At 64.4% G+C, this 14,929-nt stretch carries 16 protein-coding genes; 15 read left to right on the top strand and 1 reads right to left on the bottom strand.

Annotated elements, in window-relative coordinates; translation table 11 throughout:
* The first annotated feature begins 36 nt into the window (after positions 1–36).
* The 15 genes from NWI_RS10360 (at position 37) to NWI_RS10290 (ending at position 13,788) form a co-directional block, all read left to right on the top strand.
* Entirely contained in the window at positions 37–1,458 is a 1,422-nt protein-coding gene (locus NWI_RS10360) for a form I ribulose bisphosphate carboxylase large subunit (protein WP_011315233.1), read from the top strand.
* A 74-nt stretch (positions 1,459–1,532) separates the two neighbouring features.
* The gene (locus tag NWI_RS10355) at positions 1,533–1,859 is read left to right on the top strand and encodes a ribulose bisphosphate carboxylase small subunit (protein WP_011315232.1); all 327 of its coding nucleotides are present in this window, start codon (positions 1,533–1,535) and stop codon (positions 1,857–1,859) included.
* A 105-nt stretch (positions 1,860–1,964) separates the two neighbouring features.
* A complete protein-coding gene (locus NWI_RS10350) occupies positions 1,965–4,667 on the top strand; it encodes a CsoS2 family carboxysome shell protein (protein WP_011315231.1) in 2,703 nt (900 codons plus the stop codon).
* 11 nt (positions 4,668–4,678) lie between these two features.
* On the top strand, positions 4,679–6,205 hold the full coding sequence (locus tag NWI_RS10345; protein ID WP_011315230.1) for a carboxysome shell carbonic anhydrase: 1,527 nt from the start codon (positions 4,679–4,681) through the stop codon (positions 6,203–6,205).
* A 13-nt stretch (positions 6,206–6,218) separates the two neighbouring features.
* On the top strand, positions 6,219–6,476 hold the full coding sequence (locus NWI_RS10340) for a carboxysome peptide A (RefSeq protein WP_011315229.1): 258 nt from the start codon (positions 6,219–6,221) through the stop codon (positions 6,474–6,476).
* Positions 6,476–6,727: a carboxysome peptide B gene (locus NWI_RS10335; RefSeq protein WP_041344994.1), complete on the top strand. Its 252-nt coding sequence runs from the start codon at positions 6,476–6,478 to the stop codon at positions 6,725–6,727. Before NWI_RS10340 ends, NWI_RS10335 begins: the two co-directional genes overlap by 1 nt.
* Positions 6,728–6,820: 93 nt before the next feature.
* Entirely contained in the window at positions 6,821–7,117 is a 297-nt protein-coding gene (locus tag NWI_RS10330; RefSeq protein ID WP_011315227.1) for a BMC domain-containing protein, read from the top strand.
* Positions 7,118–7,158: 41 nt separating this feature from the next.
* On the top strand, positions 7,159–7,500 hold the full coding sequence (locus NWI_RS10325; RefSeq protein WP_011315226.1) for a BMC domain-containing protein: 342 nt from the start codon (positions 7,159–7,161) through the stop codon (positions 7,498–7,500).
* A 282-nt stretch (positions 7,501–7,782) separates the two neighbouring features.
* Positions 7,783–8,049 carry a 4a-hydroxytetrahydrobiopterin dehydratase gene (locus tag NWI_RS10320; RefSeq protein ID WP_011315225.1) on the top strand — a complete coding sequence of 89 codons (267 nt, stop codon included), beginning with the start codon at positions 7,783–7,785 and terminating at the stop codon, positions 8,047–8,049.
* Positions 8,050–8,052: 3 nt separating this feature from the next.
* Positions 8,053–8,688: a ParA family partition ATPase gene (parA, locus tag NWI_RS10315; protein WP_011315224.1), complete on the top strand. Its 636-nt coding sequence runs from the start codon at positions 8,053–8,055 to the stop codon at positions 8,686–8,688.
* Positions 8,685–8,912 (top strand): hypothetical protein, encoded by a 228-nt coding sequence (locus NWI_RS10310; protein ID WP_011315223.1) that lies wholly within the window; start codon positions 8,685–8,687, stop codon positions 8,910–8,912. The genes parA and NWI_RS10310 overlap by 4 nt, the downstream gene beginning before the upstream one ends.
* Positions 8,913–8,932: 20 nt before the next feature.
* Positions 8,933–9,856: a CbbQ/NirQ/NorQ/GpvN family protein gene (locus NWI_RS10305; RefSeq protein WP_011315222.1), complete on the top strand. Its 924-nt coding sequence runs from the start codon at positions 8,933–8,935 to the stop codon at positions 9,854–9,856.
* Between the two features lie 92 nt (positions 9,857–9,948).
* Positions 9,949–12,309: a nitric oxide reductase activation protein NorD gene (locus tag NWI_RS10300; protein ID WP_011315221.1), complete on the top strand. Its 2,361-nt coding sequence runs from the start codon at positions 9,949–9,951 to the stop codon at positions 12,307–12,309.
* Positions 12,310–12,322: 13 nt separating this feature from the next.
* Positions 12,323–12,955 (top strand): hypothetical protein, encoded by a 633-nt coding sequence (locus tag NWI_RS10295; RefSeq protein WP_011315220.1) that lies wholly within the window; start codon positions 12,323–12,325, stop codon positions 12,953–12,955.
* Between the two features lie 5 nt (positions 12,956–12,960).
* Positions 12,961–13,788: a S1 family peptidase gene (locus NWI_RS10290; RefSeq protein WP_011315219.1), complete on the top strand. Its 828-nt coding sequence runs from the start codon at positions 12,961–12,963 to the stop codon at positions 13,786–13,788.
* A 131-nt stretch (positions 13,789–13,919) separates the two neighbouring features.
* On the opposite strand, the gene NWI_RS10285 is transcribed toward NWI_RS10290, so the two are convergent.
* Positions 13,920–14,351 carry a hypothetical protein gene (locus NWI_RS10285; RefSeq protein ID WP_011315218.1) on the bottom strand — a complete coding sequence of 144 codons (432 nt, stop codon included), beginning with the start codon at positions 14,349–14,351 and terminating at the stop codon, positions 13,920–13,922.
* Positions 14,352–14,929: the final 578 nt, after the last annotated feature.

The raw sequence follows: 14,929 nt of genomic DNA, 5'->3' as shown, positions 1-14,929 counted from the left end.
CTTACCGCACAAGCGCGCATGAAGGAGTTCTCGAATATGGCAGTCAAATCGTACCAGGCCGGCGTCACGCAATATCGGCAAAGCTACTGGCAGCCGGATTACATGCCTCTCGACACCGATATTCTGGCGTGTTTCAAGATCACGCCGCAGCCTGGGGTGGATCGCGAAGAAGCAGCGGCGGCGGTTGCTGCTGAGTCGTCCTGCGGCACCTGGACCACGGTGTGGACCGATCTGCTGACCGACCTCGACTACTACAAGGGTCGCGCCTATCGCCTCGAAGACGTGCCGGGCGACGATACCTGCTATTACGCTTTCATTGCCTACCCCATCGACCTTTTTGAGGAAGGCTCGGTCGTCAACGTGTTCACCTCGCTGGTGGGCAACGTGTTCGGGTTCAAGGCCGTCCGGGCGCTGCGTCTGGAAGATCTGCGCTTCCCCATCGCTTACGTGAAGACCTGCGGTGGACCTCCGCATGGCATTCAGGTCGAGCGCGACAAGCTTAACAAGTACGGCCGGCCGCTGTTGGGCTGCACCATCAAGCCGAAGCTCGGCCTCTCCGCGAAGAACTACGGTCGCGCCTGCTACGAAGCGCTGCGTGGCGGTCTGGACTTCACCAAGGACGACGAGAACATCAACAGCCAGCCGTTCATGCGCTGGCGCGACCGTTTCGATTTCGTGATGGAGGCGGTCCAGAAGGCGGAGCAGGAGACGGGCGAGCGGAAGGGTCACTATCTCAACGTCACCGCGCCGACGCCCGAGGAAATGTACAAGCGCGCCGAGTACGCCAAGGAAATCCGTGCTCCGATCATCATGCACGATTACCTCGCCGGCGGTCTTTGCGCCAACGCCGGTCTGGCGAACTGGTGCCGCAACAACGGAATGTTGCTGCACATCCATCGCGCCATGCATGCGGTGATCGACCGCAACCCGCATCACGGCATCCACTTCCGCGTGTTGACCAAGATCCTGCGTCTGTCGGGCGGCGACCATCTGCACACCGGCACCGTGGTGGGCAAGCTCGAAGGCGACCGCGCTTCCACGCTCGGCTGGATCGACCTGTTGCGCGAATCCTTCGTTCCGGAGGACCGCTCGCGCGGCATCTTCTTCGATCAGGACTGGGGCTCGATGCCGGGTGGCTTCGCCGTGGCGTCCGGCGGCATCCACGTCTGGCACATGCCGGCGCTGGTCACGATCTTCGGCGACGATTCGGTGTTGCAGTTCGGTGGCGGCACGCTGGGCCACCCCTGGGGTAACGCCGCCGGCGCGCATGCCAACCGTGTGGCGCTCGAAGCCTGCGTCCAGGCGCGCGGCGAGGGCCGTCATCTGGAGAAGGAAGGCAAGGATATCCTCACCGCTGCCGCCGCTCACTCGCCCGAACTGAAGATCGCCATGGAAACGTGGAAAGAGATCAAGTTCGAGTTCGAAACGATGGACAAGCTCGCCATCGCCAACAAGTAAGCCGGTCGACGGATACGGTGGGCGGCGCGCCCCGCGGGTGCGCCGCTGCGCAGCAAAACCGAAAGGACTAAGTCATGGCCGTTCAAGCCTACCGTTCGCTCAAGAAATACGAGACCTTCTCCTATCTGCCGCAGATGACGCCCGAGCAGGTGCGCCGTCAGATCGCTCACGCCATCGCGCAGGGCTGGAATCCGGCGGTCGAGCACACCGAGAAGGGTACGCCCGCCAAGGCGAGCTATTGGTACATGTGGAAGCTGCCGTTGTTCGGCGAGCAGTCCGTCGACGCCGTGGTGGCCGAGATCGAAGCCTGCCATCGCGAATTCCCCGATCAGATGGTGCGCTTCGTTGCGTACGACAATTACGCTCAAAGTCAGGGCATGGCGTTCGTGGTGTACCGCTGATGAAAGGGGTGCTGAAGCCGACTCGATTCAGCGCCCACGACTTGCTCGCGGCGCGGCGCATCGGCGCCGCTCCTCTCTCTTCGAGTTCTTTGTGCTGAGGTCCGAATGACAAACGTCGCCCCCGGTCATGCCACTGCAACTCTATCCGGCCGTGAACTGGCGCTTCAGCGTCGGCAGGCTATGGCGCGTCACGGCAAAGCCGGGGTCGCCCTGGCGCAAGCCGACAAGCGCTCCGCGTCCGGCCGGATGCAGCTCAATGCGGTGCATGTCGCCAGCGCCACCCGCAGCGATGCTTCGGCTGCATCGATGGCAACGTCCGCTCCGGCGGCGATCATCCAGCCGGCGGCTCCTAAGTCCGCGTCGAGGGCTCGCCGTCAGGCGCTGTCCACGGTTGGTAAGGCTGCGTTGAAGAACGCAGGGCAGGGCGTGGCGTCCCGTCCGGCGGCGCATGTGCGTCCGCGCCGCGCGGCTCACGCGGAGGTGCCCAACTCTGATTGCGGCTGCGGTTGCGGCGGGCAATGCAGTTGCGGTGGACAATGCGGTTGCGGTCAAGGCGCGCAGCGGAAGGAAGCGGCGCAGATCGAGGCGGCGCGGATCGATACGCCGGCGGCTGCGCGTCCAGCCGTAAGTTCGCCGGAAGCGTCCGGTCGCGCGCTCGCGAAAATGCGCCGCGCCGCGCTGACCCAGGACGGCAAGAAGGGCCTCAAGCGCGTCGCCCAGGCGACGCGGATCGCCGCCTCGATGCCGGCGCAGGATTGGCAGAGCGCCATGCTGAAGGGCGCAACCGGCCGTCAGGTCGCGATGCAGCATCGGATGGTGCGGGCGCTGGCGGGCCGGGTCGACAAGGCGTCGGGCGCCGGCACTCGCCCGACCGGCCGGATACGCGCGCGCAATGTGGTCGAGGTGCCGGCCAAGGTCGAGGAGGGACACACTCTCTCCGGGCAGACCGTCACCGGGACCCAGGTGGAGCGCATCTCCAAGGTGACCGGCAATGAGCCGGGCTCGTGCCGCGCCATTACCGGTACCGAGTATATCGGCTTCGAGCAGTTCCAGACGCTCTGCGGGGTCCGGCCTGAGCCGACCGCGCCCAAGGTCGCCGTCAGCAGCACGCTGCGCGAGCAGCGTATCACCGGCACCGCGCTCGGACGCTCCACCAGGACCACCGGCGATGAGGCAGGCGCCTGCCGCCCCGTGACGGGCACGGAGTATCTCTCCGCCGAGCGCTTTGAACAGTTCTGTTCGGCGCGGCCGGATGCGCGGCCCGAGAAGGTGGCGCTTACGCGCACCGACAAGGGCAAAACCGTTACCGGCGCGCTGGTCGATCGTCCGCGCCGCGTCACGGGCGTCGAGCACGGCGCCGACCGCGCCATCACCGGCACGCGTTACAGCCAGGGAGAAACCGACGACGCGCCTCCGAAGGTGGCGGTCACCCATACGGCTGCGGGCAAGCCTGTCACCGGCACGGTGGTCGGCCGCAGCGAACGGCAGACCGGCGACGAGGCCGGGAGCTGCCGCCCGATTACCGGCACCGAATATCACACGGTTGAGCAGTTTCGCGACTTTTGCCGAACACCTCCGCCGGGAGGGGGGCCACGAAAGGTCAGCGTGATGTCGACCCGCGACGAACAGGTCGTGTCAGGGACCGCTGTCGACCGGTCCGCCAAGGTGACCGGCAACGAGGTCGGCTCCTGCCGCAGCATCACGGGCAGCCAGTACTACACCACGGCCGACTTCGCCGGGCTTTGCAAGACGCCCAGCCCCAGGAAGGTGTCTGAAATGCAGACGCTGCGCGGTCGGACCGTGACCGGTTCGGAGGTCGCCCCAAGCCCAAAATTGTCCGGTGACGAGTCTTATGGGTGCGAACCCGTCACCGGCACGGACTACATTGGCACCCGCCAGTTGGCCGCCGTATGCCCGGTCGAGGCGGCGCCAGCCGTCTCGCCGGTGAGCAAGGTCGTGGTCGATACCACGCTGCGCGGCCAGACGATCACGGGCATCGCTGCTGGACGCGCGGAACATGTGACCGGCAACGAAGCCGGGACCTGCTCACCGATCAGCGGCACCCCATACATCGGTCAGGGCCAGTATACCGGCTTCTGCCAGGCGCCGCAGCGCGAACAGCAGGCTGCGCGGGTCCGCGACAGTGCGGTGATCCCTTCCACCGTGGTCACCGGCGATCGGCCGGGCGCGGGCGGGTCGCAGGTCACCGGCGACGAGCGTGGCGCTTGTGAGCCGATTTCGGGAACGCCTTATCTCGGGCTGGATAATATTTCGACCGGGCAATGCGCGATGAGCGATCGCTTCCGCGCGCGGGATGCGGATCAACGCCCGCCCGCTCCCCGCGATTTCAGCATCGACATTCCGGCTCGGCAGGCGGCGCGCGAGCGGCAGACCGAGGTCATCACCGGCAACGGCCTGAGCAGTTCGCGCATCACCGGCCCGATCAACAAGGCTGATGGTCTGATCACCGGCACACCTGAGTTTCGGCACGGCGGTCAATCGCGCCGTCCGCGTGACGAGGAGCATTCGCTTCCTGCCGCGCGTCGCCTGAGCGGCGAAGGGAGTCAGCAGGGGCGGCGTGTCTCGGGAGATGCCTGGGACGGCAACAGCCGTGTCACCGGTACCGAGGGTTCGTCCAGCCTGGCGAGAAATCCCTCGATGCGCGGTCAGCCGCGTGGAGCCGGAATGAGCGCCATGGCCTTTCGTGGCGTTGAGCGGCCTGAAGTGCCTGAATCGGTCATTACCGGATCGGCCGGCAATACCCGGCGCGGCGCCACGGTGACCGTCTCCGGCGGGGCGCGCGGCTGAGGATCGCGGGCATGAACACGCGCAAACGCCTTCAGGCCCTGCGACGAGAGGCCAACCCGGTTGCCGCGGCGGCGCCTCAGGTGGTGGCCATCCTCGATCATCCGGCGTGCATGATCGGCAGCGGGCAGTCGTGCGAGCATGCGCTGGTCGACCGCGATCTCAATCGCCTGCTGTTCGACTATGAGCGAACCGTGCGCTCGCGCTTTACCCGCATCGTCGACGTGCTCAAGCGTATCTCCACGCATCAGCATGACGAGAATTTTATCGAGCGGGCGCAGCAGCTGGCCCGGGAGCAACTCGGCTTCGAGTTGCCGCCGCAGGTGCTCGAGGATGCCTGGGTGTGCGGGCTGGATTTGTCCGCGCTGCATTCGCGCTGCATATTCAGCGCCCTGAAGTCGAGCGTCGAAAATGCGCCGGCTGAGCAGGTCGGCTGGCGCCAGCGCTTGCCGCTCGATGAGAATTTCCTGCATTCGTGCGGTTATCATACCGTGGACATCAGCCCTTGCTCCGATGGCCGGCTGCAGGGCGTCAGCCCTTATGTGCTGCGTATTTTGCCCGGTCCGAATGTGCGGGTGAAGGCATACGCCGGCGCTCTGTTCGATATCGAGGTCGATGTGTCGGACTGGGCACGGCGCGAAGTCGAGCGGCTGGCGGGCGCCATGGTCGATGGCGAGCGCCTGAACTACCTCAAGATCGCCGTCTATCATTTCAGCAGTTCATCGCCCGGCGGCCAGGGTTGCGCTGCTCACGGCAGCAACGATCGTCAGGCCACCGAAGCGGCGTTGCAGCGCCTGCAGAACGAGTTGCGGACGGCGATCGACCAGACCTTCGGCTTGGGCGCGGCGCCGGATGTGCTGCTGATCGGTGTCGACACCGATCTGGATGCGCTGCGCATCCATCTGCCCGACGGCTTCGGCGAACTCAACGCGCACCGTTACTTCGAGACCGCGCAGGTCTACCGCGACACCCTCGGGCTTGCGCCCGAAGCGGCGCGGGCCCGTATCGCCGGGATCGTCGCCGACGCCGAGGGCATGGGTGGCTGGGGCCAGGGCAACGGCCGTATGCACGAGGGGATGCGCCGCCTGGTGCTGGCGCTGGCCGAAGCCAATCTGTCGCAGATCGAATACGTCATCAAGCACCATACCGGCCGCTACAAGATCATCGGGCACGACGAGGAATGCATCGTCGCCGGTGACGCGGTGCGGTCGCTGCAGTTGCGCAACCTGTTTTATTTCGCCCGCCTCGACACGATCGAGGAAGGCGCGCCCGACATGGATGTCGGGATCAAGATCTTCGGCAACCTCAACGTCGCGCACGGCCTGCCTGTGCCGGTGCTGGTGCATTTCGAGTACGACGCGCGGATTCCGGAATCGCGCGCGCGGGCGATCGCGCGGGGGCGGCGGGTGCGTGACGCGATCGAGGCGCGTTACCCCGATCTGGCCGCTCGGGGCCTGCTCAATTGCGCGATTGCCGTGAGCGAACGTTTCGGCGACGAGAGTTGCGTCTTCGTCGTCGATGACGCTGTCGACGATCATTGAGGACATATGCGCCATGAAGATCATGCGTGTAAGAACCACCCTCGTGTCGACCAATCGCATCGATGCCATGGGTCATCGTCCGCTGCTTGTCGTTCAGGAAACGCCGAACGGGCCGCGCAGCGTCGCGGTCGACGCCGTCGGCTGCATTCCGGGCGACTGGGTGATTTGCGTGGGGTCCTCCGCGGCGCGCGATGCGGCGGGAGCCAAGGATTATCCGTCCGATCTGACCATCGTCGGCATCATCGATCACTGGAATCCGGAGGTGTCGTGATGGAAGTCTGGCGCGTGGTCGATGAGCTTGTCTGCACCCGGCGTGTGCCGGAGATGGGTTCGGCTTCCCTTCGCATTCTGAAGGGCCAGAAGGGCGACATATCGGTGGCGACCGATCCTGTCGGAGCGCCCCCTGGCAAATGGGTATTCACCGCCGCCGGCACGGCCGCACGCATGGCCATGCCCGATCGAACAGTGGCGACCGACCTGGCCATCTGCGGGATCATCGATGGCTGGGAGGAAGAGGGATGACGCGGTGAGCAAAGAGCAGAGCGGCGCGCGCGCAGCGGGCGTCAGGGTGCAGTGACTTGAGTTTCTTTTATTTCGACAACAAGGAGTGAACAAATGGCTGAAATAATGGGTATTGCCCTGGGCATGATTGAAACGCGCGGACTGGTCCCCGCGATCGAGGCGGCGGACGCCATGACCAAGGCCGCCGAGGTGCGCCTGATCTCGCGTCAATTCGTCGGCGGCGGCTACGTCACGGTGTTGGTGCGCGGCGAAACCGGCGCGGTCAACGCGGCGGTGCGTGCCGGTGCTGACGCCTGCGAGCGCGTGGGCGACGGCCTGGTGGCCGCGCACATCATCGCGCGCGTGCACAGCGAGGTTGAGGGCATCCTGCCGAAGACGCCGAGCGCCTAAGCACGGTTTTTTGTACGGTAAGTAACGGGAAGGACTATGACATGGCAACACACGTCAACGGCATCGCCCTGGGCATGATCGAAACTCGCGGGCTGGTTCCGGCGATCGAAGCGGCCGACGCGATGACCAAGGCTTCCGAAGTGCGGCTGATCGGTCGGCAGTTCGTCGGTGGTGGTTACGTCACGGTGTTGGTGCGCGGCGAAACCGGCGCGGTCAACGCGGCGGTGCGTGCCGGGGCTGACGCCTGCGAGCGCGTGGGCGACGGCCTGGTGGCCGCGCACATCATCGCGCGCGTGCACAGCGAGGTTGAGGGCATCCTGCCGACGAAGCCTGACTCGAACGGCGGCGGCCGCGACGCCGAGACCACCTCCACCCGCAGCTGATCCTGCGCGGAGAGCGTCATGGTGGCGGTCGATCGGCAAACCCTGGCTCGCACGCGCGCTCAACCGAGCGTTGGCGGCGTGCGGCAGGCTCTTGCGGTTGCCCGCGGCGCGGCGGGGTCTGGTATCGGCTCCAGGTCGAGGCCCCCGCGGATTGATGTCGATGCGTTGATGTACGCGCCGACGGCTGCGCGGTAACAGCGCCGCGTCGCTATTCGAAGCCTTGCTACAGGAGGCGCTAGCGCATCTCGATACGTAACCTAGATCGAACCGGGGTAGACGCCCATGAATGATGATTTCCAAGGTTGGGAGCGCCGCGACAAGCCGCCGACGTTGTTTCGCCGCTTCGCGTTTGCGCAATACGCGCAGACCCGCGCCTTCCTCGACGCGCTGTCGGCGTTGTCCGAGGAGATTCAGCGCCATCCGCAGAACATCAATTTCGGCACCACCTACGTCAACATCACGATCGGGGCGGTCGACGACACCGCATTGAGCGCCGAGGACGAACAGTTCGCCGGACGTATAGCTGCTCTGGCCGAGCGCGGGGAGTGAGCGATGAGCGGGCCTCTGGTCATTGCGGTGATCAACCAGAAAGGCGGCGCCGGCAAGACCACCGTGGCCATGCATCTCGGTGCGGGGCTGGCGCGCCGGGCATCGGCGGTCGTGGTCGATCTTGATCCGCAGGGCTCGGCCACGCAATGGGCAGCGGCGGGAACGCAAACTTTTCCGGCGACGGTCAAGCATCTGCGCGTGGGCGCCGGCGCTGTCGATCTGCGGCGGGATTTTCGCGCCTATCCCTTCGTCGTGCTGGACTGTCCGCCGGCGGTCGACAGCCGCGCGGCGGCGCTGGCGCTGCAAAGCTGTGACGTGGCCGTCATTCCGGTGTTGCCCTCGCCGATGGATTTGTGGGCCAGCCTGAGGCTGCCGCAGGACATCGATGAAGCTCGGCGGAACAATCCCCGGCTGCGCGCGTATCTGCTGCCGAATCAGATCGAGACGCGCAGCGCGCTATCGGCGGCGATGCAGGAGGCGTTGGCCGAGTTCGGACTGCCGGTACTTCGTACTGCGGTGCGTCGCCGCGGCATCTACAAGACCGCCGCGCTTGAGGGCGTGTCGGCCTACCAACTGGGGGCGCGTGGCCAAAGTGCGGTCGCGGAGATCGAAGGCCTCATAGAGGAGATCCTTGCATGACCAGCATCAAAGACAAGCTCGCCAGCAGCGTCCGTCAGGCCAAGACCGGCGCGGAGTCCGCCCCGGCTGAAAAGGCTGAAGTCCGCTCCAAGAAGCCGCGCCCGGATTCGGGCGCCAGTAAGCCGGCCGCCGCCAAGCCTGCGCCCAAGGAGAAAGAAACCTTGGCGGACGAGCCGCCGGAGAGTGTGCAGGAACTGTTCCCCGACCGCATCTGGCCGGATTGAGATTTTCAGGAAACCCGATCATGCGTGACGATCTCACCAACCGCGGTTACCTTCCGCGACGAAACCCCGCCTTCCACGTGCCGGCCGCCGCCTCCGCGCGAAGCGAAGCCGCGCCGCGCGCGGTGACGGACACGACTGGCGCCGCGTCCCCGCTCGACGCCTATCGCGTCGCCAAGGAACCCTATTACCGCGCGGTCGCCGATGAAATCGCGCTTTATGAGGCTGCCTATTCGGTCCGCATGCCGATGATGCTGAAGGGGCCGACAGGTTGCGGAAAAACGCGCTTCGTTGAATACATGGCGTGGAAGCTCGGCAAGCCGCTGGTCACCGTTGCGTGCAACGAAGACATGACCGCCAGCGATCTGGTCGGCCGCTTCCTGCTCGACGCCAACGGCACCCGCTGGCAGGACGGACCTTTGACCATGGCGGCCCGGTTCGGCGGAATCTGCTATCTCGACGAGGTGGTCGAAGCGCGTCAGGACACCACGGTCGTGATTCACTCCCTGACCGACGCGCGACGCGTTCTGCCGCTGGAGAAGAAAGGCGAGATCGTCGAGGCGCATCCGGACTTCCAGGTCGTGATCTCCTACAACCCTGGCTACCAGTCGCTGATGAAGGATCTGAAGCAGTCGACCAAGCAGCGGTTCGGCGCGCTGGACTTCAACTATCCTGAGCACGAGGTGGAGGCCGAGATCGTGGTGCATGAGAGCGGCGTGGGGTTGGACGCGGCAAAGAAGCTGGTCCATATCGCCGAACATGCGCGCAACCTCAAAGGTCACGGGCTGGATGAGGGCATCTCGACCCGCATGTTGATCTACGCTGGCTCGCTGATTTCCCGCGGCGTTGCGCCGCTGGCTGCCTGCCGCGTGGCGCTGGTGCGTCCCATCACCGATGATCCCGATATGCGCAACGCGCTTGATTCCGCGGTGACGACATATTTCTGAGCGTCTTCCGACGATCGGCAGGCGCGAGGCGAGAAAGGAAACGACAGGTCGGCCGGGGCCAGCATCGCCAGGGTAGTCCGAACTTACACATCATGGCCATCCACCTACACGAATTCCAGGAGCTTCTCGACGAACTGCCCGGCCGCGCGCAGGAACTGCTGCGCGCCTCCTGGAACGAGGCTGCGCGCGCCATCAGCCCGCGCGGGCTGAGCAACTATATCAAGGGCGCGGTGGCGCTGCATGAGTTGGGTCGCGGCGAGGACCTGGTGGTGAGTTTCATCCAGTCCATGCCGGAGGTCGGGCGCGCCATCGGCGAGGAGGTGCTGCCTGATCTGGTCAACTTCCTGCTGGGCATGGCGTCCAAGACCTCGGGGCAGGTCCTGGCGCTGATCGCCAGCACCGCGCCGCTGGCGGCGCACCGCGTGGGTGATGCCGAGCTGTTTCGCCAGTACCTCAATGTGCTGGAGATCATGCTGGCGCAGGCTCCGCGCGGCCTGCGGCCGATGCTGGAAAATCTTGACCGCCTGCTGAGCCAGCTCACCCTGGGCGGCTTGCGCCGCTGGGTGCAATGGGGAGCGCAGGCGTACAAGGCTGATTTCGAGGGGCAGGCCGCCTATTTCGGATTGCAGAGCGCCGATGCCATGGCCGTGCTGCAGCAAGAGCGCAAAGGCACGCTGTTCGTCGACATCCAGCGGCGGCTCAACATCTACATGCGCGCGATCTGGGGACGCGATTTCTTTCTGCGCCCGACCGCCGGCGATTACGAGAGCCGCGAGGGGCTCAAGCCCTACATCGAGCATTACGTCATCCACGTCGCCGACGCCTATGACGATTATAAGCCCGAGGGCGATGCGACCGCGCTAGAGCGGATCGTCAGCGCGCTTGAGCTTTACCGCGCCGCCGTCAACCACTGCGCCGCGCATCTTGTCTTCACCCAGACGCCGCTTTCGATGCAGCAACTGTTGCCGGTGCAGATGGCGCTGATCGAACTGTTCGAGGATGCGCGCGTCGAGGAACTGGCGATCCGCAAATTCCCCGGCATGCGCCAGGCCTGGTTGGCGCTGCATCCGGTGTTCGACTATTCGGCCCAGCCGCGAACGGTGGGGGAGCTGTTCGATCGTCTCGCCCGCGCCTTGCTCGATCCCGACTCGACCGACCCGGATCCGTTCGTGCGCGAGGGCGTGGCCGCGTTTCGCGCTCAGTCCGATCTGGAGAGCAACCAGGTGAGCTGGAATCTGGGCGTGGATTTATCACACCGCCTGTTCGAGCTCGACCTGCCCACCTATAACAAGGTTACCGATGCGCTCAGCGCCGTCTATCGCGACGACAATCGCGCCGTCTGGTTTCTGGAGGAATACGACGAGGCGCAGGTGATGGCCGCCACCTGGGAGACCCGCCAGCAGGTGCGCAAAAAAGTCAACGTGATGGAAATGGTCAACGAGGTCGACGTCGAGTTCGCCGGCGACGATGCGCAGGAGGTGTGGGAGCTTCCGACCGAGTTCTATCTCGACCAGGAGAATGTGAGCATCAACTCGCTCGAAGGCCGCCCGCCGATCTCCGAACCGTTCCACTATCCGGAGTGGGACTATCAGATCCAGCTCGAGCGTCCGAACTGGGTGACGTTGCTTGAGTATCACCCCGTGATGGGCGAACTGGATGTGATCGAGGGCATCATCCTTGAGCACAAGCCGGTGATCTCGCGACTGAAATTCCTGATCGAGTCGATGGTGCCGCAAGGCATGCAGCGCATCCGCAACGTGGAGGATGGCGACGAGATCGACATCAACGCCGCGGTGCGCGCGATGATCGACATCCGCATCGGCCAGCAGCACGATCCGCGCATCATGATGCGCTACAAGCGTGCGCTGCGTGATCTGGCTGTGCTGGTGTTGCTGGACATGTCCGAGTCATCCAACGACAAGGTTCGCGGCCACGACTACACGGTGATGGATCTGACGCGCGCCGCAACGGTGCTGCTGGCGGGCGCGCTGCACCGCATCGGCGATCCGTTCGCCATTCATGGCTTTTGTTCCGACGGCCGGCACGATGTGCATTACCACCGCTTCAAGGATTTCGACCAGCCGTATGATGATGTGGTCAAGGCGCGGTTGGCGGGGATGAAAGGGCGGCTCTCCACGCGCATGGGCGCGGCGTTGCGCCATGCCGCTCATTATTTGGCGTTGCAGCCCAGCAGCAAACGCGTTGTCTTCGTCGTCACCGACGGCGAGCCGGCCGACAACGACGTCACCGATCCCCAGTACCTGCGCCATGATACCAAGGCCGCGGTGGAGGAGCTCGGCCGCCAGGGCATTACGGTCTATGCGCTTTCGCTCGATCCCCATGCCGACCAATACGTGTCTCGTATTTTCGGCATGAAGAATTTCACCGTGATCGATCAGGCTGAGCGGCTGCCGGAAAAACTGCCGATGCTCTACATGAGCCTGACGCGGTGAGGGTAGGCCGAGGATGAAGATCACCCTGCGAACCTACGTGTTCATGGATGCGCTGCAACCGCAGCTCGCGTCCTACATCGCGACGTCCTCGCAGGGCTTCCTGCCGGTGCCGGGTGATGCCTGCATGTGGATCGAGGTCGCTCCCGGCATGGCGGTGCACAACCTCTCGGACATCGCGTTGAAGAAAACCAACGTGCGCATGGGCGAACAGGTCGTCGAGCGTGCCTTCGGCTCGATGGAGCTTCACTTCCGCAACCAGAGCGAGGTGCTCGCCGCCGGCGAACTGATCCTCAGGCAGCTCAACACGACGATGGATTCACGGTTGCGCTGTAAGATTGCGTGGAACGAGATCATCCGCGCCATCACGCCTGACCACGCCACGCTGATCAACCGCCAACTGCGGAAGGGCTCGATGATCCTGCCCGGCAAGAGCATGTTCATCCTGGAGGTCGAGCCGGCGGGCTATATCATGTATGCCGCCAATGAGGCCGAGAAGGCCGCGCACATTACCCTGGTGGACGTCAAGGCTTTCGGTTCTTTCGGCCGCCTGACCATGATGGGCAACGAGGCCGAGGCCGAGGAGGCGCAACGCGCGGCGGTGGCCGCGATCGAGCGCCTGAACCAACGCGCTATGGCGCACGCGTGAGCTCCATGGAAATCGACTCGATTGCAAAGAAGCTGCTGTTCTCAACCGTGCGGGTGGACACCGAACTCGAGGACGGCAGCGCCGGCTCCGGCACGGCCTTCATCCTCAGCCACGCTCACGCGAAGGGCAATACGCCGTTCATCGTCACCAACCGGCATCTGGTCGAGGGCGTTCGCCGCGGCGGCCTGGTGTTCACCCAGACGAGCGAAGGCAGGCCGGCATTCGGCCAGCGTTTTCAGCTCAACATCGACGACTTCCCCGCGGCGTGGTTTCTCCATCCCGATCCCGCGGTCGATCTCGCCATCGTGCCGCTGCGGCCGCTCGAACGAGCGGCGCGCGATCTGGGCGTGCAACTGTATTATCATGCGATCGACAGCCAGCGCATTCCCGACGCGGCTGCGGTGCGGGGATTCGACGCGCTCGAGGACGTGCTGTTCGTCGGCTATCCCAGCGGGGTGTGGGATCAGGTCAACCTCATGCCCATCCTTCGCCGCGGCACCACCGCAACGCCGCTGGAACTTGACTTCGAGGGGCACAAGCAATTCCTGATCGACGCCGCGGTCTATCCCGGATCGAGCGGCAGCCCGGTATTCGTGGTGCGCGACGATCCGCTGCGCCCGCGCGGCGATGCGGCGCGCACGATATGGTTCGCCGGAGTGGTGGCGGAGGTGTTCTTCCGCGAGGAGGCCAACCAGCTCGTGCCCGGGCCGGTGCCGGCGCAGAACGACAACCGGCTCATCGGTTCGGAAATGATCGACCTCGGCCTGGTGATCAAGTCTGAATCCGTGCGCGAGCTTATCGACGCATATGTGCGCAAATGGCTATCTGACTGAAAAGCCTCGCGCCTGTCGCCGGGGTCCTTCCGCTTCCGAGGGGATCAGAAGCGGGGTGGGTTCTTCATGCGAACAGGTCACCCGCTTCGCTCGAAAACGCTATAGGCCAACGCTGTTTCAGGGCGCCGCTTTCAGATGATCGAGCAAGAGTCTCCCAGGATGATGTCGTCCCAGGATAAACCTAGCTCGACCCGCTTGGCTTCCGCTCTTTTCGCGGCCGCCAGAACCTCACCGTCCTGAGACGATCCGAGCATTCCAAGAATCTTCGAGATCAGTTTCAACCGTTCGTTTCTCTGCTGCACAGGCGACTCAGGTTGTTGTCTGTACCTGTAGCTTCGAGCTTCCCTTTGTCGCGACGCGAGTGCCCACCTTCCATCGAGGCGGACGACTTTGCCAGCGGCTTCCAAGGTTCGAAGTGCGCGATGAACCGATGCGATCATAGATCTGCTGCGCACCCCGCCGTTGACGATGTGAGCGAGGTCGAGTGTCGACAGAGTGATGATCAGTTTGTCCGATAACGCGTCAAGCACCGCGCGTTGAATCGCACCAAAGCCCCGGGACATATAAAATCTCCACAGTCGAGCAACCTAAACGCTATGTCGATGCAACGCTTAAATCAAGGAACAAGTGTGGAAAATCCGGATCGCCGCCACGTGAGGCGATCACCTTTCTGCGTTCTCCTCGCAGGCCTGCCAGCCGGGAACTCATGACAGGATGTCCAGAATGGCTGGTGTGCGAGCCTGGCCTGAAACGGGTGCGGGCTTGCTCTTGCAAGGTCAATCGATGGCGGGGTGGGTGTGCGGTGCTCGGCGACAATATCGCAATATGGAGAACAATCGCGGTGTGTGGCGGACATAGATGTAGAAACATCGAACGCCATCTTCCAAACGATTGAGGAATGGAACACTCTTCTACAATCTGAAAAGACAAGGATTTTCGATCCACCAAGGTCACCCGTCGGCCCGACACGCCGGGGGCTGTCTCCATGAGGCCGGAACAGGACACGGTCAGCATCCGGTTTGACTTCAACTGCGCAGCGGCAGGAGAGCGAAAGAGCGGGGTTCCAAAGCGCCATCGCCGCTTGCGGCGGCTTGGCTCCGACAACACGGGAGATTGCGGCGCGGTCGAATGGAGCGGGCCG

It is taken from the genome of Nitrobacter winogradskyi Nb-255, assembly GCF_000012725.1.
GTDB lineage: Bacteria > Pseudomonadota > Alphaproteobacteria > Rhizobiales > Xanthobacteraceae > Nitrobacter > Nitrobacter winogradskyi.
Note: the sequence above shows the minus strand (reverse complement) of the source record. Positions and strands in the feature narration are given on the sequence as shown.

Bases quoted from the DNA above. Each gene is read 5' to 3' on its own strand.
- NWI_RS10350 (WP_011315231.1), top strand. From the start codon at position 1,965: ATGACAAACGTCGCCCCCGGTCATGCCACTGCAACTCTATCCGGCCGT.
- NWI_RS10320 (WP_011315225.1), top strand. From the start codon at position 7,783: ATGAATGATGATTTCCAAGGTTGGGAGCGCCGCGACAAGCCGCCGACG.
- parA (WP_011315224.1), top strand. From the start codon at position 8,053: ATGAGCGGGCCTCTGGTCATTGCGGTGATCAACCAGAAAGGCGGCGCC.
- NWI_RS10295 (WP_011315220.1), top strand. From the start codon at position 12,323: ATGAAGATCACCCTGCGAACCTACGTGTTCATGGATGCGCTGCAACCG.
- NWI_RS10345 (WP_011315230.1), top strand. From the start codon at position 4,679: ATGAACACGCGCAAACGCCTTCAGGCCCTGCGACGAGAGGCCAACCCG.
- NWI_RS10310 (WP_011315223.1), top strand. From the start codon at position 8,685: ATGACCAGCATCAAAGACAAGCTCGCCAGCAGCGTCCGTCAGGCCAAG.
- NWI_RS10325 (WP_011315226.1), top strand. From the start codon at position 7,159: ATGGCAACACACGTCAACGGCATCGCCCTGGGCATGATCGAAACTCGC.
- NWI_RS10330 (WP_011315227.1), top strand. From the start codon at position 6,821: ATGGCTGAAATAATGGGTATTGCCCTGGGCATGATTGAAACGCGCGGA.
- NWI_RS10285 (WP_011315218.1), bottom strand. From the start codon at position 14,351: ATGTCCCGGGGCTTTGGTGCGATTCAACGCGCGGTGCTTGACGCGTTA.
- NWI_RS10335 (WP_041344994.1), top strand. From the start codon at position 6,476: ATGGAAGTCTGGCGCGTGGTCGATGAGCTTGTCTGCACCCGGCGTGTG.
- NWI_RS10300 (WP_011315221.1), top strand. From the start codon at position 9,949: ATGGCCATCCACCTACACGAATTCCAGGAGCTTCTCGACGAACTGCCC.
- NWI_RS10355 (WP_011315232.1), top strand. From the start codon at position 1,533: ATGGCCGTTCAAGCCTACCGTTCGCTCAAGAAATACGAGACCTTCTCC.
- NWI_RS10340 (WP_011315229.1), top strand. From the start codon at position 6,219: ATGAAGATCATGCGTGTAAGAACCACCCTCGTGTCGACCAATCGCATC.
- NWI_RS10360 (WP_011315233.1), top strand. From the start codon at position 37: ATGGCAGTCAAATCGTACCAGGCCGGCGTCACGCAATATCGGCAAAGC.
- NWI_RS10305 (WP_011315222.1), top strand. From the start codon at position 8,933: ATGCGTGACGATCTCACCAACCGCGGTTACCTTCCGCGACGAAACCCC.
- NWI_RS10290 (WP_011315219.1), top strand. From the start codon at position 12,961: ATGGAAATCGACTCGATTGCAAAGAAGCTGCTGTTCTCAACCGTGCGG.